Source organism: Streptomyces sp. JJ38, assembly GCF_019303475.1.
Taxonomy (GTDB): Bacteria; Actinomycetota; Actinomycetes; order Streptomycetales; family Streptomycetaceae; genus Streptomyces.
Genome location: NZ_JABLSI010000001.1, coordinates 5,610 through 30,583, shown reverse-complemented (window position 1 = coordinate 30,583; position 24,974 = coordinate 5,610). Strand labels below are relative to the sequence as shown.

The window sequence follows — 24,974 nt, the reverse complement described above, 5'->3', positions numbered from 1 at the left end:
CCGCCGGTGCGCGCCCGACTGCTGCCCCTGCTCATCGTCCTGATGGCCGGTGTGCTCCTGGCCCTGGGGTTCCCCCTGGCCGCCAGCATGGCCGCGGCCGAACAGCAGCGGCTGGTCGTCGACCGCATCGACGACACCGCGCGCTTCGCCTCCCTGGCCCAGTTCGTCACCGCACGCCCCGAGCGGGTGTCCCAGCCCACGGCCGAGGCACGCATCGCCGACGGCCTCCGGGACGAACGGCTGTCCACCCTCACCAGCGAACTCACCCGCTACCACGAGCTGTACGGCATCGACGCCGGCGTCTTCTACCGGGACGGGCAGGCGATGGCGGCCTCCCCCGCGGGCTGGCGGGTACCGGAGCACGGCGAGGGCGCCGACGCCTTCGCCGAGGCGCTCGCGGGGCGCCGCAGCCACGACCCCCCGCAGGTGTGGCCCTGGCAGCGGAACCGGATCGCCGTCGCGTCGCCCGTCGTACGGGACGGGGACGTGGTCGCCGTCGTCCTCACCGACTCCCCCACCGGCCCGCTGCGTTCACGCATCCTGCGCGACTGGATCCCGCTCGCCGCCGGGGAGGCGGCTGCGATGCTGCTGGCGCTCGGGGCGGCCGTCCGGCTGGCCGGGTGGGTGCTGCGGCCCGTGCGGGACCTGGACAAGGCGACCCACGACATCGCCACCGGGCGGCTCACCTCCCGGGTCGCCGCCGCGGGCGGGCCACCGGAGCTGCGGCGGCTTGCGCACTCGTTCAACGAGATGGCGGACCACGTCGAGGACGTGCTGGAGCAGCAGCGGGCGTTCGTGGCCGACGCCTCGCACCAGCTGCGCAACCCGCTGTCGGCCCTGCTCCTGAGGATCGAGCTCCTGGGGCTGGAGCTGCCGGAGGGCAGCGCGGACTTCGCCTCGGTGCAGACGGAGGGGAAGCGGCTGGCACGGGTGCTGGACGACCTGCTCGGGCTGGCCACGGCGGAGCACAGCCGGGCCGACCTGCGGCTGACGGACGTGGCCGCGCTCGTCGCCGAACGGGTGGCCGCCTGGCGCCCGGTCGCGGAGCGGGCGGGGGTGACCCTGCGGACGGCCGGGGCGGGCGCGGTGACGGCGTGGGCCGATCCGCTCACCCTCTCCAGCGCCCTGGACGCCGTGGTGGACAACGCGGTGAAGTTCACGCCGGAGGGGAAGGCGGTCACCGTCACGGTGGCCGCCTCGGGGGAACGCGTCACCGTGGAGGTGGCCGACGAGGGGCCGGGACTCACGGAGGACGAGCTCACCCGCATCGGGGACCGGTTCTGGCGCAGCGGACGCCACCAGAACGTCTCCGGCTCCGGCCTGGGGCTGTCGATCGCACGGGCCCTGCTGGCCGCGGGGGACGCGTCGATCGCGTACTCCCCGGGCGACCCCACGGGCCTGCGGGTGACCGTGACACTGCCGCGGACGGCACCGTGACCGCGCGTACCGTCACGGTGGTCAGACGTCGGGGAGGTGTTCCTCCCAGGCGGCCTCGCCCTCCTCACCCTCGTCCGCCAGGGCCTGCCGCACCACGCGGAGCGCCAGTCCCTCGGCGTACCCCTTGCGGGCGAGCATGCCCACGAGGCGGCGTATCCGCTTCTCCGGGGCGAGGCCGCGCGTCGTGCGGAGCTTGCGCTCCACGAGGGCACGCGCCGTCTCCGCCTCCTGATCGGCGTCGAGCCGGCCCAGCGCGCCGTCGATGACCGAGGAGTCCACACCGCGGGTGCGCAGCTCGCGGGCCAGGGCGCGGCGCGCGAGGCCGCGGCTGTGGTGGCGGGACTCCACCCAGGCGTCGGCGAAACTCGCGTCGTCGATGAGGCCCACCTCCTCGAACCGGGCGAGCACCTCCTCGGCCGCCTCCTCGGGGATGCCCCGGCGGTCCAGGGCCTCCGCGAGCTGGCTGCGGGTGCGGGGCGTCCCGGTGAGCAGGCGCAGGCAGATCGTCCTCGCCCGCTCCACCGGATCACGGGGTTCGGACGGTGCTGCCCCCTCGGCCCTCGACGAGGAGACAGCACCGCCGTTCTGGGGTGCCGGAGCCTGCTCCGGCCATTCCGTCCGCCGTGTCATCGCGCGGCCGGGCTAGCTCTTGGCCGCGCTGCCGGCCGCCTTCGCGGCCTTCCCCTTGGCCGCCGTCACCGGGGCGGCCTTGGCGGCGGACTCGGCCGCGGCGGGGCCGCCGGCCGCGGCGTCCTGGCCGGGCTCCCCCGTGGCCTCCTGCGTGCGCGGGCCGATGCCCAGCTTCTCCTTGATCTTCTTCTCGATCTCGTTGGCCAGGTCCGGGTTGTCCCGCAGGAAGTTGCGGGCGTTCTCCTTGCCCTGGCCGAGCTGGTCGCCCTCGTAGGTGTACCAGGCACCGGACTTGCGGATGAAGCCGTGCTCCACGCCCATGTCGATCAGGCCGCCCTCGCGGCTGATGCCCACGCCGTAGAGGATGTCGAACTCCGCCTGCTTGAAGGGCGGTGCGACCTTGTTCTTCACGACCTTGACCCGGGTGCGGTTGCCGACGGCCTCGGTGCCGTCCTTCAGGGTCTCGATCCGCCGGATGTCGAGCCGCACCGAGGAGTAGAACTTCAGCGCCCGGCCACCGGTCGTCGTCTCGGGCGAGCCGAACATGACGCCGACCTTCTCCCGGAGCTGGTTGATGAAGATCGCCGTCGTCTTGGACTGGCTCAGCGCTCCGGTGATCTTGCGGAGCGCCTGGCTCATCAGCCGGGCCTGGAGGCCGACGTGGGAGTCGCCCATCTCGCCCTCGATCTCGGCACGGGGCACGAGCGCGGCCACGGAGTCCACCACGATCAGGTCCAGCGCGCCGGACCTGATGAGCATGTCGGTGATCTCCAGCGCCTGCTCACCGTTGTCCGGCTGGGAGAGGATCAGCTGGTCCACGTCCACACCGAGCTTCTTGGCGTACTCCGGGTCGAGCGCGTGCTCGGCGTCGACGAAGGCGACGGTACCGCCGGCCTTCTGCGCGTTGGCCACCGCGTGCAGCGTGAGCGTCGTCTTACCGCTGGACTCCGGGCCGTAGACCTCCACGACGCGGCCCCGCGGCAGGCCGCCGACCCCGAGCGCGACGTCCAGCGCCGTCGATCCGGTGGGGATGACCTCCACGGGCTCGTCCGGCCGCTCACCGAGACGCATCACGGCGCCCTTGCCGAATTGCCGTTCAATCTGCGCGAGCGCGGCGTCGAGCGCCTTCTCGCGGTCGGTTCCTGCCATGGGTGCCACCGGTTTCTGGTTCGATCGCTTCACATCCGACGACGCTAGCGGCTGCCACTGACAACCGGCCCGGACCGGGCCGGGAGCCGTGCCTGAGCCGCCTCTGCCGCCACCATGGGAATCGATGTTCGATTTTTGTGTCAAGTGACGCCGCCGAGGCTGTGGATAACGGGAAACCCACAGGTCAAGACAAGTACGAGGTCTGTTGTGCCCGCATTCGCCCAGCACCGGAGAGGCCCCCGGAGCGCCGGGAACCGGGGGCGCGCCGCCCTCAGCGCAGCTCGGCCGGGACGTCCATGGCCGCGCACACCCCGCGCCAGACGTCCTTCGCCGCCCACCCCGCGTCCAGCGCCTCGCGGACCGTGCGCCCGCCCAGCTCCGACATCACGTGGTCCCGCGCGAAGGAGTCCGCGTAGGCCGACCCGAAGTGCGCCGCCATCCGCTCCCAGAAGTCCGTCAGCCGCATGCCCCCAGTATCGCGCAGTGCTCGCCGCACCCGGGACGCCGCCGTCCGACCGGGACGCCGACGTCCAGGCGGGCCCCACTCCCGCGCCCGGCCACGGGCGGCTCACGGCGTCAGCCGCCCAGCGCCCGCACCCCGGCCGTGACCACGACCGCGGCGCCGATCACGGCCAGGAACGGCGCCCGCAGCAGCAGGGCGCCCGCCGCGGCGGCGAGCCCGGCCGCGCGGGCGTCCACGGTAAGCGAGCCGCCGGCGCCCTCGAAGGTCTGCAGCGCGGTGAGCGCCGCCAGCAGCGCGACCGGCAGCAGCGCCGCCAGGCGCCGCACGACCGGCCGTTCCAGCGCCCCGGCCGGCACGGCGAGCCCCAGCAGCTTGATCAGGTAGCACCCGGCGGCGGTGACGGCGATGGCGAGCCACACGTTCATCGCACGCCCTCCCGCGTCCGGATGACGAGCAGCACGGCCGGGGCGGCCAGCGCGGCGACGAGGACGGGCACCCCCGCGGGCAGAAGCGGTTGGCAGGCCACGGCGAGCACGACGGCGAGCCCGGCGGTCGCCCCCTCCCTCGTGGACCGCAGCATGGGCGCCAGCAGGGCGAGGAACACCGCGGGCCCGGCGGCGTCCAGCCCCCAGGCGGCCGGATCACCCAGCCGCTCGGCACCGAGCGCGCCCAGCAGGGTCGTCAGGTTCCACAGGACGTACAGCGTGAGGCCGGTGACGACGAAGCCGACGCGGGCCGACCGCCGGTCGCGCTGCGCCAGCGCCACGGCGGCGGTCTCGTCGATGACCCACTGGGCGGCCAGCGGACGCACCGCGCGGGGCAGCCGCAGGAGCGAGGAGAGGCGCAGACCGTAGAAGGCGTTGCGGACGCCGAGGAACAGCGCGCCCGCCGCGGCGGTCCCGGGGCCGCCGCCCCCGGCGAGCGCCGCGACCAGGGCGAACTGCGAGGCCCCCGTGAACACCAGGAGGCTGAGGGCACACGTCTGCCACAGGTCGAGGCCGGAGCCGGCGGAGGTGACCCCGAACGCGAAGCCGGACAGCCCGACGGCGACGCCGACACCGAGGGCGTCGCGGACGACGGCCCGCTCGCCGCCCGGTGCCGGGTCGTCGTCCCCGGGCCGCGGTATCGGGGACGCCGTTCTGGGGGAAACCTGGTTCGTCACGGTTCGGGACGCTAGGCGGTCGGCCCGTCGCCGGTCTTGTACGTTCTTGCACGTTCGCGCTGGTAGGCGCCGGGCGGAACGCCGACGATGCGCCGGAAGTGCCGACCCAGGTGGGCCTGGTCCGTGAAACCGACCGTCACCGCGGCGGCGGCCGGCGGCAGCCCGTCCTCCAGCAGCCCGCGGGCGCGGCGCACCCGAGCGTCGGTGAGCCAGGCGTGCGGCGGCAGGCCGTAACGCTCGCGGAAGGCGCGGGAGAGCGCGAACGGGCTGGCGGCCAGCTCGGCCGCGAGCGTGCCCAGGGTGGGCGGCTCGGCCATCCGCTCCTCCAGGATCTCCCGGGCACGGGCCGCCACGCCCGCCCCGGCCCCGGGCTGGGCGCGGACGGGGGCCGGGGCGCCGCACCGCCGCAGCAGCCGGGCGACGGCCAGGCGCAGCATGCTGTCCGCCGCGAGGGGGTTGCCCGCCTCGGCGGCCCGGTGCACGCCGCCGATGAGCGCGGAGGTGCGCTCGTCGAGCACGTAGCTCTCCGCGAAGGCGGGGGTGCCCCGCAGCGCGAGGGTCTCTTCGGCGATCTCACGGACGAGCTCCGCCGAGGGGTAGAGCGTGTAGTAGGACCAGCCCTCCGGGACGCCGGCGCGCGCGGTGTGCGGAACCTCCGGGTTGATCATGACGACGCTGCCCGGGACGGCTCGTATGACCCCTCCGGGCGTGCCCACCTCCTCGACCCCGCCGGCGACCGCGCCCAGGACGTAGCCCTCGTGGGTGTGCCGGGGGAAGGTGTGGTCCACGTAGCGGGCGCGCAGGAGGTCCAGCCCGGGCAGTTCCTCGCACCGCCAGTGCCGTGCCCACTCCGCGTCGCTCACCCCTTCAGTGTCCCAACCGGGCCGCGGCCCCGGGGCGGCGGCCATGCGGGGCCGCTGTCGGTGCCCGGGTGCACGATGGGGGCATGGGTGACTCCTCGGCCGTGCCCGGCCCCGATGCCCTGGACGGCTTCTCCCCCGCGACGCGCGCGTGGTTCGCGGGGGCGTTCCGCGCACCCACGGCCGCGCAGGAGGGCGCCTGGCAGGCCCTGGCAGAAGGCTCGGACGCCCTGGTCGTCGCCCCGACGGGCTCGGGGAAGACGCTGGCCGCCTTCCTCGCCTCGCTGGACCGTCTGGCGGCCCAGCCCCCGCCCGCCGAGCCGCTGAGGCGCTGCCGCGTGCTGTACGTGTCGCCGCTCAAGGCGCTGGCGGTCGACGTCGAGCGGAACCTGCGCAGCCCGCTGACGGGCATCCGGCAGGAGGCGCTGCGGCTCGGGCTGCCCGAGCCGCAGGTGCGGGTGGCGATCCGTTCCGGGGACACCCCCGCGGCCGAGCGGCGCGCCCTCGCCCGGAGGCCGCCGGACATCCTCATCACGACGCCGGAGTCGCTGTTCCTCATGCTCACCTCGCAGACGCGCGAGGCGCTGAGCGGGGTGGAGACGGTGATCCTGGACGAGGTGCACGCGGTGGCGGGCACCAAGCGCGGCGCCCATCTCGCCCTCACGCTGGAGCGGCTGGACGCCCTGCTGGAGCGGCCCGCGCGCCGCATCGGGCTGTCCGCGACGGTACGTCCGGTGGAGGAGGTCGCCCGGTTCCTCTCCCCGCAGCGCCCGGTGAAGATCGTCCAGCCGCCGGCGGAGAAGGAGTTCGCCCTGCGCGTCGTCGTCCCGGTGGAGGACATGGGCGAGCTGGGCGGTTCCCCGGTCTCCGAGCCGGACGCCCCCGGCACCAGGCCCTCCATCTGGCCCTCGGTGGAGGAGCGGATCTGCGACCTGGTGCAGGAGCACCGCTCCACGATCGTGTTCGTCAACTCCCGCAGGCTCGCCGAGCGGCTGTGCAACCGGCTGAACGAGATCGCGTACGAGCGGGCGACGGGTGAGCCGCTGCCCGAGCACCACGCGCCGGCGGAGCTGATGGGCGGCTCCGGTGCCGCCGAGGGGGCGCCGCCGGTGCTGGCGCGGGCCCACCACGGTTCGGTGTCCAAGGAGCAGCGGGCGCAGGTCGAGGAGGATCTGAAGGCCGGGCGGCTGCAGGCCGTCGTGGCCACCTCCAGCCTGGAGCTGGGGATCGACATGGGGGCGGTGGACCTGGTCGTCCAGGTGGAGTCGCCGCCCTCGGTGGCCTCGGGGCTGCAGCGGGTGGGCCGGGCCGGGCACCAGGTGGGCGCGGTCTCGGCGGGCGTCGTCTTCCCCAAGTACCGCGGTGATCTCGTGCAGTCGGCGGTGGTGACGGAGCGGATGCGGCAGGGGGCCATCGAGGCGCTGCGCGTCCCGGCGAACCCGCTGGACGTCCTGGCCCAGCAGCTCGTGGCCATCACCGCGATGGACACCTGGGACGTGGGCGAGCTGCTGGCGCTCGTGCGCCGGGCCGCGCCCTTCTCGGCGCTGCCGGAGTCGGCGTTCGACGGCGTGCTGGACATGCTGGCGGGCCGCTACCCCTCGGACGCCTTCGCGGAGCTGCGCCCCCGCGTCGTGTGGGACCGGGTCGCGCACACGGTCGCCGCCCGGCCCGGCGCGCAGCGGCTCGCCGTCACCTCGGGCGGCACCATTCCGGACCGCGGGCTGTTCGGCGTCTTCCTGGCCGGGGCCGATCCGAAGCGCGGCGGCGGGCGGGTCGGCGAGCTGGACGAGGAGATGGTGTACGAGTCCCGGGTGGGGGACGTCTTCACGCTGGGCACGACGTCCTGGCGCATCGAGGACATCACGCGGGACCGGGTGCTGGTCTCCCCAGCCCCGGGGGTGCCGGGGCGGCTGCCGTTCTGGAAGGGCGACCAGCTCGGCCGCCCGCTGGAGCTGGGGCGGGCGCTCGGGGCGTTCCTGCGGGAGATCGGGGCGCTGGCGGAGGACGCGGCGCGCGAACGGCTGGCGTCGGCGGGGCTGGACGAGCTGGCGGTGGGCAACCTCCTGGCCTATCTGGCGGAGCAGCGGGCGGCCTGCGGCCATGTTCCGGATGACCGCACGATCGTGGTGGAGCGGTTCCGGGACGAGCTGGGCGACTGGCGGGTGGTCGTGCACTCGCCGTTCGGGGCGCAGGTGCACGCTCCCTGGGCCTTGGCGCTGGGGTCCCGGCTGACCGAGCGCTACGGGCTGGACGCCCAGGTGATGCACGCGGACGACGGGATCGTGCTGCGGCTCCCGGACGCCGACCTCCTGGGGCTGGACGCGCTGGACGGCCCGCTGGAGCCGGATCGCGCGTTCGACGCCGAGCAGGCGCCCGTCGGTGCGCAGGACGTGCTGTTCGAGCAGGGTGAGGTCGAGGAGACCGTCACGGCCGAGGTGGGCGGTTCCGCGCTGTTCGCCGCCCGGTTCCGCGAGTGCGCGGCGCGGGCGCTGCTGCTGCCGCGCCGCGATCCGGGCCGGCGCACCCCGCTGTGGCAGCAGCGGCGCCGGGCCTCGCAGCTCCTGCAGGTGGCGAGCGAGTTCGGTTCGTTCCCGATCGTGCTGGAGGCCGTACGGGAGTGCCTGCAGGACGTGTTCGACGTGCCGGGTCTGGCGGAGCTGATGGGGGACGTGGCGGCCCGCCGCGTGCGGCTGGTGGAGGTCACGACGCCGGAGCCCTCGCCGTTCGCGCGGTCGCTGCTGTTCGGCTACGTGGCGCAGTTCCTCTACGAGGGTGACACCCCGCTGGCCGAGCGGCGTGCCGCGGCCCTCTCGCTGGATTCCCGGCTGCTCGCGGAGCTGCTGGGCCGGGCCGAGCTGCGGGAGCTGTTGGACGCGGAGGTGGTGGCCGAGCTGGAGGCCGAGCTCCAGTGGCACACCGAGGACCGGAGGATCAAGGACGTCGAGGGGGTGGCCGACGCGCTGCGGCTGCTGGGGCCGCTCGAGGAGGCGGAGTTGGCCGAGCGCGGCGCCGAGCCCGGCTGGGCGGCCGAGCTGGCGGCGGCGCGGCGGGCGATCCCGGTGCGGATCGCGGGCCGGGAGCGCTGGGCCGCGGTCGAGGACGCGGGCCGGCTGCGGGACGCCCTGGGCGTGGCCCTGCCGGTGGGGGTGCCGGAGGCGTTCACCGAGCCGGTGCCCGATCCGCTGGGTGATCTGCTGGCCCGGTTCGCCCGCACCCACGGCCCGTTCACGACGGCGGCGGCCGCCGCGCGCTTCGGCCTCGGTCAGGCGGTGGCCGACGGCGCGCTGCACCGGATGGCGGCCGAGGGCCGGCTGCTGCAAGGCGAGTTCCATCCCGCGGGAGCAGGTCAGGAGTGGTGTGATCCCACGGTGCTGCGGCGGCTGCGGCGGCGTTCGCTGGCGGCGCTGCGGCAGGAGCTGGAGCCGGTCCCGGGCCCGGCCCTGGCGGCGTTCCTGCCCCGGTGGCAGCACGTGGGGGCCGGTGGGCTGCGCGGTGTCGACGGGCTGGCGCGGGCGGTGGAGCAGTTGCAGGGCGCGGCCGTGCCGGCCTCGGCGCTGGAGCGGCTGGTGCTGCCGAGCCGGGTGGCCGGCTACAGCCCCGCCATGCTGGACGAGTTGACGACGACGGGCGAGGTGCTGTGGGCCGGGGCCGGGGCGCTGCCCGGCAAGGACGGCTGGGTCGCGCTGTATCCGGCGGACGCGGCGCCGCTGCTCCTGCCGGAGCCGCATCCGCTGGAGCTGACGCCGCACCACCGGGCGGTGCTGGACGCTCTGTCGGGCGGGTACGGCCTGTTCTTCCGGCAGATCGCCGAACAGGTGCGGGCCGTCGACCCTGAGGTGACGGATCTGCTGCTGGCCGAGACGGTGTGGGAGCTGGCCTGGTCGGGGCGGCTCACGAACGACGGCCTGGCCCCGCTCCGCGCGCTGCTGGGTTCGGGGCGCACGGCCGGCTCCACGGCGCACCGGGCGCGGCGTCCGGTGCCGCGCGGCCGGTACGGCTCGCTGGGGGTGCGCACCGCCTCCAGGAACGGGCCGCCCACGGTGGCCGGACGGTGGTCGCTGCTGCCGCCCCGGGAGGAGGAGCCCACGCTGCGCGCCCACGCCGTGGCGGGCACCCTGCTGGACCGGCACGGGGTCGTCACCCGGGGCGCCGTCGCCACGGAGGGTGTGCCGGGCGGCTTCGCGGCGGCCTACCGGGTGCTGTCCGCGTTCGAGGAGAGCGGCCAGGCGCGGCGTGGCTACGTCGTCGAGCATCTCGGGGCCGCGCAGTTCGCGATGGACGGCGCGGTGGACCGGCTGCGGGCGGTGCACACCGCGCGGGAGCGGGAGCGGGAGGGGCGAGCCGTGGTGCTGGCGGCGGCCGATCCGGCGAACGCCTACGGGGCGGCGCTGCCGTGGCCGGAGTCACCGGAGGGCGCGGGCCACAAGCCGGGCCGCAAGGCGGGCGCCCTGGTCGTCCTGGTGGACGGGGAACTCGTGCTGTATCTGGAACGTGGCGGGCGGTCGATGCTGGCCTGGGGCGAGGGGCGGGCGCTGGAGGAGGCCACGTCGGCCCTGGCGGAGGCGGCACGTTCGGGGATGCTGGGTTCCCTCACCGTCGAGCGGGCCAACGGTGCCGCGGTGCTGACGTCTGCGCTGGGTCGCGTCCTGGAGGCCGCGGGTTTCCACGCGACCCCGCGCGGGCTGCGGCTGCGGCCGTAGGCGTCACCGGAAGGGGCAGGGCATGCCGGAGGGAGACACGGTCTGGCGCACGGCGCGGAGGCTGCACGAGGTGCTCTCCGGCTGCCGGCTGAGCCGGGGCGAGCTGCGGGTCCCGGCGTTCGCGACGGCTGATCTGGCGGGCCGTGAGGTGCTGGAGACGGTGGCGTGCGGCAAGCATCTGCTGACGCGGTTCGGCGGGGGTCTGACGCTGCACTCACATCTGCGGATGGACGGCTCCTGGCGGGTGTTCGGTGCGGGGGAACGCTGGAACGGCGGCCCGGGCCACCAGATCCGGGCGGTGCTGGGCGTTCCGGAGGCCGTGGCGGTCGGCTACCGGCTGCCGGTGCTGGAGCTGCTGCCGACGCGGGCCGAGGGCGAGGTCGTCGGGCATCTGGGGCCGGATCTGCTGGGGCCGGGCTGGGACGGCGCGGAGGCGCTGCGCCGGCTGCGCGCCGAGCCGGGGCGGGAGATCGGGGAGGCGTTGCTGGATCAGCGCAATCTGGCCGGAATCGGCAACGTGTACCGCTCAGAGCTGTGCTTCCTGGGCCGGGTGCCGCCGTGGGCGCCGGTGGGTGAGGTGCCCTCGCTGGAGCGGATGGTCACGCTGGCCCGGCGGCTGCTGGAGGTGAACAGGGCGCGGCCGGAGCGGGTGACGACGGGGGATGCCCGGCGGGGCCGGCGGCTGTGGGTGTACGGGCGGCACCATCGCCCGTGTCTGCGCTGCGGGACGCCGGTGCGGCGCGTGGAGTCCGCCGGGCGGGACGGCACGCGCCGCCCCGTCTACTGGTGTCCTCGGTGCCAGCCCGGCCACGGCGACGCGCCTCCGTGGGCCTGAGCCGGGAGGGGCCTGAGCCGGGAGAGCCGGGGGTTACGGAGCGTCCGGGCCGGTGAGGAGGGCCCGGGTGCGGGCGGGCGCGGCCGGGGGCAGGTCCGCGAGGACGTCGGCGAGGGTGACGTCGGCGAGGCTGCTGCGCCAGGCCCGGTGGGCGTCGGCCATCCGCGCGGCGAGGAGGCAGGCGTGACCGCACTCCTCCGGTGGCAGGCCCCCGCGACCCTGTCGGCGGATCTCGCGGCACTCGAACGGTGACGACGCCCCGTCCACGGCTTCGACGATCTCCAGCAGGGTGATCTGGGCGGCGGGCCGGGCGAGCCGGAAGCCGCCGCGCGGGCCGGTGGTCGCGCTGAGCACACCGGCCTTGACCAGTGCCTTGAGCTGCTTCGCCAACGAGGGCGCGGGCAGGTCGTAGTACTGCGCGAGCTGGGTGGTGGACGCACTGGCGCCCGGATCGAGCTGCGCCAGGGAGGTGGCGCAGTGCAGAACCCATTCGGTGCTCACTGGCAGCTTCACGCCTCCGAGTCTAATCGTAGATATTACAGACCCTCATTATCCGTGATAGCTTTTCGCCGACGCGAGAGAAAGGGAGATCATCATGCGGATCGCAGTCGCCGGTGCCACGGGCAACATCGGGGCGCGCACGGTCGCTCTGCTGCATCAGCGCGGGCACGAGGTAGTACGCGTCAGCCGCTCGACCGGCGTCGACCTGACGAGCGGCCAGGGCCTCGACGAGGCGCTGGCCGGGGTGGAGGTGGTCGTCGACGCCACCAACGCGCCGGCCGGCGAGCGGAAGGAGACGGTCGACTACTTCGGCACGACCACCCGCAACCTGCTGGCCGCCGAGGAACGGGCCGGCGTCCGGCACCACGTACTGCTGTCCATCGTCGGTATCCAGCAGAACGCGAGCGAGAACGCCCACTACGCTGGCAAGCGCGAGCAGGAGCGCCTCGTGTCCGAGGGGCCGGTGCCGTGGACGATCGTCCCCGTCACGCAGTTCCACGACTTCGCCGAGATGGTGGCGGGCTGGACGGAGCAGGACGGTGTCGCCACCATCCCGCCCCTCCTCGTGCAGCCGATCGCGCCCGGCGACGTCGCCGAGGTGCTGGCCGAGGTGGCCGTGGGGCCGCCGCAGGGCCGCTACCCCGATGTCGCCGGGCCGGAGACGCAGGACCTGGTGGACATGGCCCGCCGCACCCTGCGGGCCCGAGGCCGCGACGTGCGCCTGGTGCCGACGTGGGAAGGCGTGTTCGACACCGCCAACGGCGGCAACGCGCTACTGCCCGGGAAGGGCGCCCGTATCGCACCCACCACGTTCGACCAGTGGCTCGCTGATCAGGGCTGAGAACCGTCCCGCCCCACACGAAGACCCCGGGTGGGCTGCCGAGGCAGCCCACCCGGGGTCTTTGGCGTCAGTGCCGTGCGGCAGGAGGTCTGCCTGCCGCACGGGGCCGAGCGCTACGCGGCGACGACGTCCACGGCCTCCTGGGGCCGCTTGATCGTCACCCGCTCGTCGGGGCGACCGGTGACGGAGGTGACCGACACCGGGTTGAGCACGGGCCGCATCGGCGCCGGTACCGCATCGCCGGCGGCCGACTGGGCCAGCTCGGCCAGGGCCAGCTCGTCGCTGACCTCACGCATCAGTTCGGACATCGGTACGTCCAGTGCATCGCAGATGGACGACAGCAGTTCGGAGGAAGCCTCCTTCTGCCCTCGCTCCACCTCGGACAGGTAGCCGAGTGAGACGCGCGCGGATGCGGAGACTTCGCGCAGGGTACGGCCCTGACGCTGGCGCTGCCGACGCAGCACGTCACCCAGCAGGCGACGGAGCAGAATCATCGGTGGCTCCCTCCTCGGACCGTGGACCTGAATCCTTCATGCCCCACCGTACCGCCTACAACCGCGGGCGTGCGGGGAGCGATGTCGTGTTCACTCAGGGCTGCAAACATCCCTCACCCCCGCTCTGTTCCGTATCCTGTCCCCCGCCATTCTCCAGCAGTTCCCCGCAGAGCAGACGGAGAACGGCTCGGACGCTCTCCTCCCGGATGCGCGTCCGGTCTCCGGTGAGAGCCAGGCGACGGGCGGTCACCGGGCCCGTGGGGCCGGCGACGGCGACGTACACCGTCCCGACCGGTTGTCCGTCCTGCGGCTCCGGTCCGGCGACACCGGTGGTGGCCACGCCCCAGCGGGTACCCAGCAACGCCCGGACCCCACCTGCCATCTGCCGGGCGACCTCGGGGTGGACGGCGCCCTCGGCGGAGAGCAGTTCGCCGTCGACGCCCAGCAGCCGCTGCTTGACGTCCGTCGCGTACGCCGTGAGCGAGCCGCGGAAACTCCGGGAGGCGCCGGGGACGGTGGTGAGCGCGGCGGCCACCAGCCCGCCGGTCAGCGACTCGGCGACCCCGACCGTCTCGCCGCGGGCGCGGAGCAGCCTCAGCGCCTCGGCGGCGAGGGAGCCGCTGTCCGGGCCACTCGCCGCGGGGCTCACCGGGCCCGCTCCTCCGCGAGCCCCGCCCGGCGCAGCCGCGCGGCCTGCAGGACGTACTCCACGGCGCTGCCGACGGTCAGGACGACGGCCGCCGCCATGATCCACCAGCGCAGGCTGGCCAGCGGGCCGGTCAGGACGAGGATGTACATGCCGACCGCGACACCCTGGGCGAGCGTCTTGAGCTTGCCGCCGCGGCTGGCGGGGATGACGCCGTAGCGGATCACCCAGAAGCGCATGAGCGTGATGCCCAGCTCCCTGCCGATGATCACGAGGGTGACCCACCAGGGCAGGTCGCCGAGCGCCGAGAGGCAGACCAGTGCGGCGCCCATGATCGCCTTGTCGGCGATGGGGTCGGCGATCTTGCCGAAGTCGGTGACGAGGTCGTACCGGCGGGCCAGCTCGCCGTCGAACAGATCCGTGATCATGGCGACGGTGAAGGCGGCCCAGGCCAGCGAGCGCCAACCCGGGTCATGGCCGCCGTCCACCAGCATCAGCACCACGAAACCGGGCACGAGGGCCAAGCGGATCATGGTCAGGACGTTGGCGATGTTCCACACGCCCGCCTGCCGCGCCGATGCCGGGCGGGGCTGCGCCAGCCGCCCGCCGTCGGCCGCGGAGGCCGGGACGCCTGTCATGGGGCCTCCTCGACCGTCTCCGGCTCGGCGACCAGGTCCACACCCTCGGCCGCCACAGCCTTCGCTTCGACCATACGTCCGGGGGTGAGACCGGCGCAGCCGGGCCCGACAAGCCGCACCTGGCCGTCGGTCTCGGGCGCCTGGTGGGCCGCTCGGCCGAGGACGCCGTCCTCCGCGTCGACGCTTTCCACGAGCACGTGCAGCGTCTGCCCGAGCCGCTCCTCGGCGCGCTGCGCGGTCAGCTCCTCCGCCAGCGGCGTCAGGTGCGCGAGCCGCTCCGCGACGACGTCGGGGTCGAGCTTGTCCGCGTAGCCCGCGGCCTCGGTGCCGTCCTCGTCCGAGTAGCCGAAGACGCCGATCGCGTCCAGGCGGGCGCCGGAGAGGAAGCGTTCCAGCTCGGCGAAGTCGGCCTCACTCTCGCCGGGGAAGCCGACGATGAAGTTCGAGCGCACCCCGGCCTCGGGCGCCTTGGCCCGGATCGTCTCCAGCAGCTCCCAGAAGCGCTCGGTGTCACCGAAGCGGCGCATCGCGCGCAGCACCGAGGGCGCGGCGTGCTGGAACGAGAGGTCGAAGTACGGCGCCACCTTGTCGGTACCGGCGAGCACGTCGATCAGCCCGGGGCGCAGCTCGGCGGGCTGCAGATAGCTGACGCGGACGCGCTCGATGCCGTCGACGGCGGCCAGCTCGGGCAGCAGCGTCTCCAGGAGGCGGATGTCCCCGAGGTCCTTGCCGTAGGACGTGTTGTTCTCGGAGACGAGCATGATCTCCCTGACCCCCTGCTCGGCCAGCCAGCGGGTCTCGCCGAGCACGTCGGCGGGGCGCCGGGAGACGAAAGATCCCCGGAAGGAGGGGATCGCGCAGAACGAGCAGCGGCGGTCGCAGCCGGAGGCGAGCTTCACCGAGGCGACGGGGCTGGTGTCGAGCCGACGGCGCAGCGGCGCGCGCGGGCCGGAGGCCGGGGCGATCCCGTCGGGGAGATCGGCGGGGGCGGACGCGAGAGCGTCGCCGTGACCGGGCAGCGCGACCTGGCTGCCCTGCCGCTCGGCAGGCGTGACGGGCAGCAGCTTGCGCCGGTCCCGGGGCGTGTGCGGGGCGTGGACGCCGCCGGAGAGGATGGTCTGCAGGCGGTCGGAGATGTCGGCGTAGTCGTCGAAGCCGAGGACACCGTCGGCCTCGGGCAGTGCGTCGGCGAGTTCGGCGCCGTAGCGCTCGGCCATGCAGCCCACCGCGACGACGGCCTGGGTGCGCCCCCGGCCCTTCAGGTCGTCGGCTTCGAGCAGGGCGTCGACGGAGTCCTTCTTGGCGGCCTCGACGAATCCACAGGTGTTGACGACGGCGACATCGGCCTGCTCCGCGTCGTGGACGAGGTCCCAGCCGTCGGCCGCCAGACGGCCTGCGAGCTCCTCCGAGTCCACCTCGTTACGGGCGCAGCCAAGTGTGACCAGGGCGACGGTACGGCGTTCGGGCATGGGCTCAACCCTACTTCGTCCCGGCCGTGGACCCGGCCGTGCCCTGCGCGAAGCGGGACACGGCCGGGGCCGCGGCGGGGGCGGGCATGCGCCGGGCGCCAGGACCGGGTGCGGCTCAGCCCTGCGCAGGGTCGCCCTTGGTGTAGCTGACGCGCTGCACCTGGCCGACCTCGCCCACCTGCTCGACCTTCTTGCCGTTGACGTACAGCTCGACGGCTCCGGCGTTGCCGAGGACGAGGTCGATCTGCTCGTCGTCGGTGAACGTCTTGCTGTCGCCGTCCTTGAGCACGCCCTCGTGCAGGAGGCGCCCGGTGTGGTCCTCCGCGGAGATCCAGCTGTTGCCGTCCTTGGCGACGAGCTTCACGGTCACCTTGTCGGCCGGGGCCGCGGCGATGGCGCTGTCGGACGGCTTCGGTTCCGGCTCGGGTTCGGCCGTCGCGGAGGGACTGGGCTCCGCCTCGGCGGACTGCTGATCACTGGATTCGGCGACGGGCGTGCCCTTGTCCTCACCCCCGACGAGGGTGAAGCCGACGAAGCCGACGACCACGACGATCGCCGCGACCATCGCCGCCGTCCAGTTCGGACGGCGGCGCTCGGGCCGGATACGTTCGGCTTCGAACAGCGGTGCGGCCGGCGTGGCCGCGGGACGTCCGCCGTGCTCTGTGTCGTACTGCTCGACGACGGGCCGCGGGTCGAGACCCACCGCCCTGGCGAGCGAGCGGATGTGCCCGCGCGCGTACACGTCGCCGCCACAGCGGGTGAAGTCGTCCTGTTCGATCGCCTGCACGATGGGAACGCGCACGCGGGTGGCGGCACTGACCTCCTCGACGGTCAGTCCCGCTTCGACTCGGGCTTGCTGGAGGACCCGGCCGACGGCCGGACGGTCCTCGTGTGGAACGGCTGAAGGCCGGTCCTCTTCGGGGGAGTTGCCGATGGACACGGGGGCGCCTTTCGAGCGTGTAGCCACCTGCTGGGGATTCAGTCTAAGGGGGTCGTGACAGGTTCGGACAACGGGGCGGACGGACGTCTTCCGCACCCAGGATGGCCGAGCATCCCGAGGGTGGAGACGCGCAGCGCCGCAGCGGTACGGGTGATGTTCCGCTTACCCGCCTAACTGGACGTATGCCCAGAGGAAACGGTTGTCCGCGTGTTCGTTACGAGACCTAGTCTTAATGAGTTACCTATCAGTGTCCCCGCGGATGAGTGCCAGCACTCCATCGAGTTCATCCGGTTTGACGAGTACGTCCCGTGCCTTGGAGCCCTCGCTCGGGCCGACGATGTCGCGGCTCTCCATCAGGTCCATCAGCCGACCCGCCTTCGCGAAGCCGACCCGCAGCTTGCGCTGGAGCATCGAGGTGGAGCCGAACTGCGTGGAGACCACCAGCTCCGCGGCCTGACACAGCAGGTCCAGGTCGTCACCGATCTCCTCGTCGATCTCCTTCTTCTTCCCCTGGCCGACGAGCACGTCGTCCCGGAAGACCGGTGTCATCTGCTCCTTGCAGTGCGCGACGACCGCGCGGATCTCGTCCTCCGTGACGAAGGCCCCCTGCATTCGGGTGGGCTTGCCCTGCCCCATGGGGAGGTACAGCCCGTCGCCCTTGCCGATCAGCTTCTCCGCACCCGCCTGGTCGAGGATGACCCGGCTGTCGGCCAGTGAGGAGGTGGCGAACGCGAGCCGGGAGGGCACGTTGGCCTTGATGAGGCCGGTGACGACGTCGACGGACGGGCGCTGCGTCGCCAGCACGAGGTGGATGCCCGCCGCCCGGGCCAGCTGGGTGATCCGGACGATGGCGTCCTCGACGTCCCGCGGAGCCACCATCATCAGGTCGGCCAGCTCGTCGACGATGACCAGCAGGTAGGGATAGGGCGCCAGTTCGCGTTCGCTGCCCTCGGGCGCCGTCACCGAACCGGCGCGCACCGCCGCGTTGAAGTCGTCGATGTGACGGAACCCGTAGGCGGCCAGGTCGTCGTAGCGCAGGTCCATCTCGCGCACCACCCACTGCAGGGCCTCGGCGGCCTTCTTGGGGTTGGTGATGATGGGGGTGACCAGGTGCGGGATGCCCTCATAGGCCGTCAGCTCCACCCGTTTGGGGTCCACCAGGACCATCCGCACGTCCTCCGGCGTCGCCCGCGCCATGACCGAGGTGATCAGGCAGTTGATGCACGACGACTTGCCGGAACCGGTGGCGCCCGCGATCAGGATGTGCGGCATCTTCGCGAGGTTCGCGTTGACGTAACCGCCCTCCACGTCCTTGCCGAGCGCCACGACCATGGGGTGGTCCTCGCCCTGGGCCTCGGCCGAGCGCAGCACGTCGCCGCAGTTCACCATCTCCCGGTCGCTGTTGGGGATCTCGATGCCCACGGCGGACTTGCCGGGGATCGGGGAGATGATCCGCACGTCCGGACTGGCCACCGCGTAGGCGATGTTCTTCGTCAGGGCGGTGATCTTCTCCACCTTCACCGCCGGCCCGAGTTCCACCTCGTAGCGCGTGACGGTGGGACCGCGCGTGAAACCCGTGACGGCGGCGTCGACCTTGAACTCGGAGAACACCTTCGTCAGCGACTCGACGACGGCGTCGTTGGCCGCGCTGCGCGTGCGGCCGGGGCCCCCGCGCTCCAGCAGGTCCAGCGAGGGCAGGGCATAGGTGATGTCCCCGGCGAGCTGTAGCTGCTCGGCCCGCGGCGGCAGGTCGCCGGCGCGCTCGGGGGCCGGTTTCGTCAGGTCCGGCACGCCGCCGGACGGCTCCGGCCGGGCCTGCCCCGCCACAGGGCCCCGCCCGGGAGCACCCGCCCCCAGGGAGTCCTCGACGGCCGCCGCCCGCGCCTCGTCCCGCTCGGCGGCCACCGTGCTGCTGATGTCGGCCAGCAGCCGCGACGGCTGCACCCCGTGCAGCAGCGCGCCGTCCAGGTCCGCCGCGGCCGCCGCCGCGAGATCGACCGCGTCCAGCGACCGCCCGTCGCGACGGGTGGGCATCGCCGGAAGCCGGTCCACCGGCCCCGGGCCCACGCCCTCGCCATCGCCGTCGGCCCCGTCACCGTCCACCGCGCCGGCGCCGCGACGCGGCCGGCGCGCCGCACGGCGCCGGTCCAGGGCCTCCTTCTCGGCCTCCTGCGGACCGGCGTCCTTGCGCAGGTCCGCGCGGCGCCGGCGCGGCGCGGCCTCCGCGCCCTCGTCCTCCGTCACGTCGAAGCCGTCCTCGGCCTCCTCCGGGGCGGCCACGATGCCCAGCCGCACGCCCGCCTGACGCAGTCGCTGCGGAACGGCGTTGACCGGGGTGGCGGTGACCACGAGCAGGCCGAACACCAGCAGCAGCACGAGCAGCGGAACGGCCAGCACCTCGGTGACGCTGAGGATCAGTGGCTGGGCCGCCGCCCAGCCGATCAGCCCTCCGGCGTCCCGCAGCGCCTCCTCACCCGCGTCCCGGCCCGGAGCGCCGCAGGCGATGTGCACCAGCCCCAGGACGGCGGCGACGAGCGCGGAGAGCCCGATGACGACGCGCCCGTTGGCGTCCTGCTCCTCGGGATGCCGGATGAGCCGGACCGCCATGGCACCGAGCAGGACGGGCACCAGCAGGTCGAGCCGGCCGAACGCGCCGGTGACCAGCATGGTGATGAGGTCCCCCACGGGCCCCTGCAGGTTCGACCACGTCCCCGCGGCGACGACGATGGCCAGCCCCAGCAGCAGCAGCGCCAGCCCGTCCTTGCGGTGGGCCGGATCGAGCCCCTTCGCGCCGCGCCCTATGCCCCGCAGGAGCGCGCCGACGGCGTGGGCGACGCCCAGCCAGACCGCGCGCACCAGGCGGAAGATGCCGCCGGTGGGGGACGGCGCGGGCTTCGGCGGCGGCTTCTTGGCCGCGGCCTTCTTCGCCGGCGCCTTCTTCCCCGTGGCCTTGTTCGCCGACGGTTTGGCCGACGGCTTCGCCGCTGACTTCTTCGCGGGCGCCTTGCCGGCTGCTGCCCGACTGCCGGACGTACGTGAGGCCATGATGGCGAGGTTACCGCCGCACGCCGGGTGAGGCACGGATGGACCGGGGGTTCGCGCGGGAGCAGGGGTGCCTCCGCTCCGTCCGCCGCCCGCGCCTCCCCGGCTGACGCGCGGTCAGCGTCCGTGCGGGCCCGCCCTCGTCCCCGTCGGCATGCGCCCGGCGCCGGACGCGGCGCCCCCGGCGAGCCGGTGTCCGCGCGCCGGCCAGGACGCGCCAGGCCCCGTCGCGCCGAACGCGATGGGGCCTGGATCAACGGCGCCGGGAGGAGCGCGCTGCGCTCACTGCTGGGTGGGCACGGAGGCGGGCTGGCCTTCCGAGCCCGGCTCCAGCGCGTCAAGTGCCCTGCGCAGCCCGGACAGTTTGCGTTCCAGATGCGCCGCCGTGGCGACGGCTCCGGCGTCCGCGTGGTCACCCAACTGCTTGGAGAGCGCCTCCGCCTGCTCCTCGACGGCGGCCAGCCGCGCCGAGAGCTCGGCGAGGACGCCCGCCGCCGTCTCCTTGGTGTTCTCCGGGCCCTGGCCGTTCTCCAACTGGAGCCGCAGCAGCGCGGCCTGCTCCCGCAGCTGCACGTTCTTCATGTACAGCTCGACGAACACCGAGACCTTGGCCCGCAGGACCCACGGGTCGAAGGGCTTGGAGATGTAGTCGACAGCGCCGGCGGCGTAGCCGCGGAAGGTGTGGTGCGGGCCGTGGTTGATGGCCGTGAGGAAGATGATCGGGATGTCGCGCGTGCGCTCCCGCCGCTTGATGTGGGCGGCCGTCTCGAAGCCGTCCATGCCCGGCATCTGGACATCCAGCAGGATCACGGCGAAATCGTCCGTGAGCAATGCCTTGAGCGCTTCCTCCCCTGACGATGCCCGAACCAGCGTCTGATCGAGCGCGGAGAGGATCGCCTCCAACGCCAGCAGATTCTCCGGCCGGTCATCGACCAGGAGGATCTTGGCCTTCTGCACCATGGCCCGTCCTCCTCGCCCCGGTAGCGCCGAGGGCGCCACCCCTGGGGACGACTCCTTTGCGCCGCCCGTCCTTGTGCCGGTCATGGTAGCCAAACCCCGCGGTCCGCCACACCCTGTCACCGAGATGTCACTGTGCACACAGCGGGAACGCCCCAGGAGACCAGGAGGTTCCCGAATGCCGCAGTTCCCTCCGGAACCGGCCACAGTCAGTCAACATACACGGCCGGTCCGAAGAGCCGCATATCAGCCCGCCCGCATCCACTCGTCCATGACGGAGAGCAGGTGGTCCGGGTCGACGGGCTTCGTCACGTGGTCGGACGCGCCCGCCCCGATGCTCTTCTCGCGGTCTCCCTTCATCGCCTTCGCGGTGAGCGCGATGATCGGCAGCCCGGCGAACTGCGGCATCCGGCGGATCGCCTGCGTCGTGGCGTAGCCGTCCATCTCCGGCATCATGATGTCCATCAGGACCAGCGCGACGTCGTCGTGTTGCTCCAACACCTCGATGCCCTCGCGGCCGTTCTCCGCGTACAGCACCTGCAGCCCGTTCTGCTCCAGCACGCTGGTGAGGGCGAACACGTTCCGCACGTCGTCGTCGACGATGAGCACCTTGCGCCCCTCGAAGCGGCTCGGGTCCACCGGCTGGGGGCCCGCGCCGCGGCGCATGCCGTAGCGCGGTGGCTCCGGCTCGGTCAGCCCCTCGCCCACCGGCTCCGCGGACGCCGGACCGGCGGCCCGCTCGGGTGCCTCCCCGACGACCGGCTCCCCGGCCGGCTCCGCCTCGTCGGCGAAGCGCTCGCCCAGCCGCCCGGCCGCCCAGCCGTTCGCCCGGCCGTCCACCGGCGCGGGCAGGGCCGGGGGCACCAGCCGCGGCGAGACGGGATCGGGCGCGTGCTCCACGGGCCCGGGCTCCGGCAGCCCGGGCAGGGCCAGCGGCGCGCCGTCGGGCTGCTCGAACCGCGGCGGCGGCAGCTCGGTGGGGTGCAGCGGCAGGTACAGCGTGAACGTCGAACCGCGGCCCGGCTCGCTGACGGCGTCGATCTCGCCGCCGAGCAGGCGCGCGATCTCCCGGCTGATCGACAGCCCGAGCCCGGTGCCGCCGTACTTGCGGCTCGTCGTGCCGTCCGCCTGCTTGAAGGCCTCGAAGATCACCCTCATCTTGCTCTGGGCGATCCCGATGCCGGTGTCGGTGACCGAGAAGGCGATCAGCTCGGCGTCGGCGTCCCGCAGCGCGCCCTGCTCCAGCATCTGCTGGCGGATGGCGACGGGCACGTCGTGGCGCGCGGCGCGGATCATCAGCTGCACCGCGCCCGTGTCGGTGAACTTCACCGCGTTCGACAGCAGGTTCCGCAGCACCTGCAGCAGCCGCTGCTCGTCGGTGTGCAGGGTGGGCGGCAGCTCCGGCGAGACCCGCACGGAGAAGTCGAGGCTCTTCTCGGCGGTGAGCGGCCGGAAGTGCGCCTCGACGTAGTCGACGAGCTGCACCAGCGCGATGCGCGTCGGGCTGACGTCCATCTTGCCGGCCTCGACCTTCGACAGGTCGAGGATGTCGTTGATCAGCTGCAGCAGGTCCGAACCGGCGCTGTGGATCGTCTCGGCGAACTCGACCTGCTTCGGGTTGAGGTTGCCCTCCCCGTTGTCCGCGAGCAGCTTGGCGAGGATCAGCAGCGAGTTCAGCGGCGTGCGCAGCTCGTGCGACATGTTCGCCAGGAACTCCGACTTGTAGCGCATCGAGACGGCGAGCTGCTCGGCCCGCTCCTCCAGCACCTGCCGCGCCTGCTCGATCTCGGAGTTCTTGATCTCCACGGCCTGGTTGGTCTGGGCGAGCTGCTCGGCCTTCTCCTCCAACTGGGCGTTGGACTTCTCCAGGGCCTTCTGGCGGCTCTCCAGCTCCCCGGAGCGCTCCTGGAGCTGCTCCGCGAGCTCCTGGGACTGCTTGAGCAGGACCTCCGTCTTGGTGTTGACGCTGATCGTGTTGACGCTCGTGGCGATCATCTCGACGATCTGGCTGAGGAAGTCCTTCTGGATCTGGGTGAAGGACTGGAACGCCGCCAGCTCCACCACGCCGAGGACCTGCCCCTCGAAGACCACCGGCATGATGATCACGTCCGCGGCCGGCGCCTCGCCCAGCCCCGAGGTGATCTTCAGATAGCCGGGGGGCACGTTCTCCATGATGATCGTGCGCTTCTCCGCGGCCGCCGTCCCCACCAGCGACTCACCCGGCGCGAAGGACATCGGCATCGAGCCGGGCGCGTAGCCGTAGGCGCCGAGGAGCCGCAGCTCGTACTCGCCGTCGCCCTCCCCGACGCCCGCCTTCTCCGTCGCCGGACCGGTGGGCACCGCGAGGAAGAACGCCCCGTGCTGCGCCGAGACGGCCGGAGCCAGCTCGCTCATGATCAGCTGGGCGACGTCGTCCAGGTCGCGGCGGCCCTGCATGAGCCCGGAGATCCGCGCCAGGTTGCCCTTCAGCCAGTCCTGCTCGCGGTTGGCCAGCGTGGTCTCGCGCAGGTTGCGGATCATCTCGTTCAGGTAGCCCTGGAGCTCCATGATCTCGCCGGCGGCGTCCACGTCGATCCGCACCCCGTGGTCGCCTCGGGTCACGGCGGTGGCCACCTCGGCGATGGCGCGGACCTGACGGGTCAGGTTCCCGGCCATCTCGTTCACGGACTCGGTGAGGTCCTTCCACGTACCGGCGACGTCCCGGACCCGGGCCTGGCCGCCGAGGATGCCCTCGGTGCCCACCTCACGGGCCACCCGCGTCACCTGCTCCGCGAACAGCGAGAGCTGGTCGACCATCGTGTTGATCGTCGTCTTGAGGGCGAGGATCTCGCCGCGCGCCTCAATGTCGATCTTCTTGGTGAGGTCGCCCTTGGCAATGGCGGTCGTGACCTGGGCGATGTTCCGCACCTGACCGGTGAGGTTGTTCGCCATCGAGTTCACGGACTCGGTGAGGTCCTTCCAGGTGCCCGAGACGCCGGGCACCCGTGCCTGGCCGCCCAGGATGCCGTCGGTGCCCACCTCACGGGCCACCCGCGTCACCTCGGCGGCGAAGGAGGACAGCGTCGTCACCATCGTGTTGACCGTGTCCGCGAGCCGCGCGACCTCGCCGCTCGCCTCGACCGTGACCTTCTTCGTCAGATCGCCGTTGGCGACGGAGGTGGCCACCTCGGAGATGTTCCGCACCTGACCGGTGAGGTTGTTCGCCATCAGGTTGACGTTGTCGGTGAGGTTCTTCCAGATCCCGGAGACGCCCCGCACCTGGGCCTGGCCTCCGAGCTTGCCCTCGGTGCCCACCTCACGGGCGACCCGGGTCACCTGCTCGGCGAACGACGACAGCTGGTCCACCATCGTGTTCACCGTGGTGACCAGCTCCAGGATCTCGCCCTTCGCGTCAACGGTGATCTTCTTGGACAGGTCGCCCTGGGCCACCGCCGTCGTCACCTCGGCGATGTTGCGGACCTGGGAGGTGAGGTTGTTCGCCATCCCGTTCACCGACTGGGTGAGGTCCTTCCAGGTGCCGGAGAGCCCCTTGACCTCGGCCTGGCCGCCGAGGATGCCCTCGGTCCCCACCTCGCGCGCGACCCGCGTCACCTGCTCGGCGAACGAGGACAGCTGGTCCACCATCGTGTTGATCGTGGTCTTCAGCTCCAGGATCTCGCCCCGGGCGTCGACGGTGATCTTCTGCGAGAGATCACCCCGCGCGACGGCGGTGGCGACCTGCGAGATGTTGCGCACCTGCGAGGTGAGGTTCCCGGCCATGCCGTTCACCGAGTCCGTCAGGTCCCGCCACACACCCGCGACGCCGGGCACCTGCGCCTGGCCGCCGAGTCGGCCCTCGGTGCCCACCTCCAGGGCCACCCGGGTCACCTGGTCGGCGAAGGCCGAGAGCTGGTCCACCATGGTGTTGATGGTGTTCTTCAGCTCCAGGATCTCCCCGCGGGCGTCCACCTGGATCTTCTGCGAGAGGTCGCCCCGCGCCACCGCGGTGGTGACCTGGGCGATCTGCCGCACCTGATCGGTCAGGTTCCCGGCCATCGAGTTGACGGAGTCCGTCAGGTCCTTCCAGGTGCCCGAGACGCCGTCCACCCGCGCCTGGCCGCCGAGTCGGCCCTCGGTGCCCACGTCCCGGGACATGCGGGTGACCTGGTCGGCGAAGGAGGAGAGCTGGTCCACCATCGTGTTGACGGTGTTCTTCAGCTCCAGCATCTCG

General features: G+C 73.2%; 19 protein-coding genes. 4 read left to right on the top strand and 15 right to left on the bottom strand.

Annotated features, from left to right (window positions below):
* Nucleotides 1–6: 6 nt before the first annotated feature.
* On the top strand, nucleotides 7–1,437 hold the full coding sequence (locus tag HPT28_RS00110) for a HAMP domain-containing sensor histidine kinase (protein ID WP_219088114.1): 1,431 nt from the start codon (nucleotides 7–9) through the stop codon (nucleotides 1,435–1,437).
* Between the two features lie 21 nt (nucleotides 1,438–1,458).
* On the opposite strand, the gene recX is transcribed toward HPT28_RS00110, so the two are convergent.
* The 6 genes from recX to HPT28_RS00080 all read right to left on the bottom strand — a co-directional run bounded on the left by recX (nucleotide 1,459) and on the right by HPT28_RS00080 (nucleotide 5,749).
* On the bottom strand, nucleotides 1,459–2,067 hold the full coding sequence (gene recX, locus HPT28_RS00105) for a recombination regulator RecX (protein WP_219088113.1): 609 nt from the start codon (nucleotides 2,065–2,067) through the stop codon (nucleotides 1,459–1,461).
* A 12-nt stretch (nucleotides 2,068–2,079) separates the two neighbouring features.
* The gene (gene recA / locus HPT28_RS00100; RefSeq protein ID WP_219088112.1) at nucleotides 2,080–3,216 is read right to left on the bottom strand and encodes a recombinase RecA; all 1,137 of its coding nucleotides are present in this window, start codon (nucleotides 3,214–3,216) and stop codon (nucleotides 2,080–2,082) included.
* 271 nt (nucleotides 3,217–3,487) lie between these two features.
* Nucleotides 3,488–3,682, bottom strand: a complete 195-nt coding sequence (locus tag HPT28_RS00095) for a DUF3046 domain-containing protein (protein ID WP_219088111.1) — start codon at nucleotides 3,680–3,682, stop codon at nucleotides 3,488–3,490.
* Nucleotides 3,683–3,792: 110 nt separating this feature from the next.
* A complete protein-coding gene (locus HPT28_RS00090) occupies nucleotides 3,793–4,104 on the bottom strand; it encodes an AzlD domain-containing protein (protein WP_219088110.1) in 312 nt (103 codons plus the stop codon).
* Nucleotides 4,101–4,841 (bottom strand): AzlC family ABC transporter permease, encoded by a 741-nt coding sequence (locus HPT28_RS00085; RefSeq protein WP_374226896.1) that lies wholly within the window; start codon nucleotides 4,839–4,841, stop codon nucleotides 4,101–4,103. The genes HPT28_RS00090 and HPT28_RS00085 overlap by 4 nt, the downstream gene beginning before the upstream one ends.
* Before the next feature lie 11 nt (nucleotides 4,842–4,852).
* Nucleotides 4,853–5,749 carry an AraC family transcriptional regulator gene (locus tag HPT28_RS00080; protein ID WP_219088109.1) on the bottom strand — a complete coding sequence of 299 codons (897 nt, stop codon included), beginning with the start codon at nucleotides 5,747–5,749 and terminating at the stop codon, nucleotides 4,853–4,855.
* Nucleotides 5,750–5,787: 38 nt separating this feature from the next.
* On the opposite strand from HPT28_RS00080, the gene HPT28_RS00075 reads away from it, so the two are divergent.
* A complete protein-coding gene (locus HPT28_RS00075) occupies nucleotides 5,788–10,401 on the top strand; it encodes an ATP-dependent helicase (RefSeq protein ID WP_219088108.1) in 4,614 nt (1,537 codons plus the stop codon).
* Nucleotides 10,402–10,423: 22 nt separating this feature from the next.
* Entirely contained in the window at nucleotides 10,424–11,236 is an 813-nt protein-coding gene (locus tag HPT28_RS00070; protein ID WP_219088107.1) for an Fpg/Nei family DNA glycosylase, read from the top strand.
* 33 nt (nucleotides 11,237–11,269) lie between these two features.
* On the opposite strand, the gene HPT28_RS00065 is transcribed toward HPT28_RS00070, so the two are convergent.
* Complete coding sequence (locus HPT28_RS00065; protein WP_219088106.1) at nucleotides 11,270–11,749, bottom strand: Rrf2 family transcriptional regulator; 480 nt, start codon at nucleotides 11,747–11,749, stop codon at nucleotides 11,270–11,272.
* A gap of 82 nt (nucleotides 11,750–11,831) precedes the next feature.
* Between HPT28_RS00065 and HPT28_RS00060 the strand changes: the two genes are divergently transcribed.
* On the top strand, nucleotides 11,832–12,578 hold the full coding sequence (locus tag HPT28_RS00060) for an SDR family oxidoreductase (RefSeq protein WP_219088105.1): 747 nt from the start codon (nucleotides 11,832–11,834) through the stop codon (nucleotides 12,576–12,578).
* A 113-nt stretch (nucleotides 12,579–12,691) separates the two neighbouring features.
* Here HPT28_RS00060 and HPT28_RS00055 read toward each other — a convergent pair whose 3' ends face one another.
* The 8 genes from HPT28_RS00055 to HPT28_RS00020 form a co-directional block, all read right to left on the bottom strand.
* Nucleotides 12,692–13,072: a helix-turn-helix domain-containing protein gene (locus HPT28_RS00055; protein ID WP_191209893.1), complete on the bottom strand. Its 381-nt coding sequence runs from the start codon at nucleotides 13,070–13,072 to the stop codon at nucleotides 12,692–12,694.
* Nucleotides 13,073–13,166: 94 nt separating this feature from the next.
* Complete coding sequence (locus HPT28_RS00050; protein ID WP_219088104.1) at nucleotides 13,167–13,721, bottom strand: CinA family protein; 555 nt, start codon at nucleotides 13,719–13,721, stop codon at nucleotides 13,167–13,169.
* Nucleotides 13,718–14,356, bottom strand: coding sequence for a CDP-diacylglycerol--glycerol-3-phosphate 3-phosphatidyltransferase (gene pgsA, locus HPT28_RS00045; RefSeq protein WP_219088103.1), 639 nt, complete (start codon nucleotides 14,354–14,356; stop codon nucleotides 13,718–13,720). Before pgsA ends, HPT28_RS00050 begins: the two co-directional genes overlap by 4 nt.
* Nucleotides 14,353–15,825 carry a 30S ribosomal protein S12 methylthiotransferase RimO gene (gene rimO, locus HPT28_RS00040; protein ID WP_219088102.1) on the bottom strand — a complete coding sequence of 491 codons (1,473 nt, stop codon included), beginning with the start codon at nucleotides 15,823–15,825 and terminating at the stop codon, nucleotides 14,353–14,355. Before rimO ends, pgsA begins: the two co-directional genes overlap by 4 nt.
* A gap of 115 nt (nucleotides 15,826–15,940) precedes the next feature.
* Nucleotides 15,941–16,765, bottom strand: a complete 825-nt coding sequence (locus tag HPT28_RS00035) for a helix-turn-helix domain-containing protein (RefSeq protein ID WP_219088101.1) — start codon at nucleotides 16,763–16,765, stop codon at nucleotides 15,941–15,943.
* Nucleotides 16,766–17,002: 237 nt separating this feature from the next.
* On the bottom strand, nucleotides 17,003–19,810 hold the full coding sequence (locus tag HPT28_RS00030) for a DNA translocase FtsK (protein ID WP_219088100.1): 2,808 nt from the start codon (nucleotides 19,808–19,810) through the stop codon (nucleotides 17,003–17,005).
* A 279-nt stretch (nucleotides 19,811–20,089) separates the two neighbouring features.
* Entirely contained in the window at nucleotides 20,090–20,767 is a 678-nt protein-coding gene (locus HPT28_RS00025) for a response regulator (protein ID WP_219088099.1), read from the bottom strand.
* Between the two features lie 243 nt (nucleotides 20,768–21,010).
* A complete protein-coding gene (locus HPT28_RS00020) occupies nucleotides 21,011–24,799 on the bottom strand; it encodes a HAMP domain-containing protein (RefSeq protein WP_374226903.1) in 3,789 nt (1,262 codons plus the stop codon).
* Nucleotides 24,800–24,974: the final 175 nt, after the last annotated feature.

What these genes read in the sequence shown, in the direction of transcription:
- recX (WP_219088113.1), bottom strand. Translation starts at nt 2,067, where the DNA reads ATGACACGGCGGACGGAATGGCCGGAGCAGGCTCCGGCACCCCAGAAC.
- recA (WP_219088112.1), bottom strand. Translation starts at nt 3,216, where the DNA reads ATGGCAGGAACCGACCGCGAGAAGGCGCTCGACGCCGCGCTCGCGCAG.
- HPT28_RS00095 (WP_219088111.1), bottom strand. Translation starts at nt 3,682, where the DNA reads ATGCGGCTGACGGACTTCTGGGAGCGGATGGCGGCGCACTTCGGGTCG.
- HPT28_RS00090 (WP_219088110.1), bottom strand. Translation starts at nt 4,104, where the DNA reads ATGAACGTGTGGCTCGCCATCGCCGTCACCGCCGCCGGGTGCTACCTG.
- HPT28_RS00080 (WP_219088109.1), bottom strand. Translation starts at nt 5,749, where the DNA reads ATGGCCGCCGCCCCGGGGCCGCGGCCCGGTTGGGACACTGAAGGGGTG.
- HPT28_RS00075 (WP_219088108.1), top strand. Translation starts at nt 5,788, where the DNA reads ATGGGTGACTCCTCGGCCGTGCCCGGCCCCGATGCCCTGGACGGCTTC.
- HPT28_RS00070 (WP_219088107.1), top strand. Translation starts at nt 10,424, where the DNA reads ATGCCGGAGGGAGACACGGTCTGGCGCACGGCGCGGAGGCTGCACGAG.
- HPT28_RS00060 (WP_219088105.1), top strand. Translation starts at nt 11,832, where the DNA reads ATGCGGATCGCAGTCGCCGGTGCCACGGGCAACATCGGGGCGCGCACG.
- HPT28_RS00055 (WP_191209893.1), bottom strand. Translation starts at nt 13,072, where the DNA reads ATGATTCTGCTCCGTCGCCTGCTGGGTGACGTGCTGCGTCGGCAGCGC.
- pgsA (WP_219088103.1), bottom strand. Translation starts at nt 14,356, where the DNA reads ATGACAGGCGTCCCGGCCTCCGCGGCCGACGGCGGGCGGCTGGCGCAG.
- rimO (WP_219088102.1), bottom strand. Translation starts at nt 15,825, where the DNA reads ATGCCCGAACGCCGTACCGTCGCCCTGGTCACACTTGGCTGCGCCCGT.
- HPT28_RS00030 (WP_219088100.1), bottom strand. Translation starts at nt 19,810, where the DNA reads ATGGCCTCACGTACGTCCGGCAGTCGGGCAGCAGCCGGCAAGGCGCCC.
- HPT28_RS00025 (WP_219088099.1), bottom strand. Translation starts at nt 20,767, where the DNA reads ATGGTGCAGAAGGCCAAGATCCTCCTGGTCGATGACCGGCCGGAGAAT.
- HPT28_RS00020 (WP_374226903.1), bottom strand. Translation starts at nt 24,799, where the DNA reads ATGGCCGGGAACCTGACCGATCAGGTGCGGCAGATCGCCCAGGTCACC.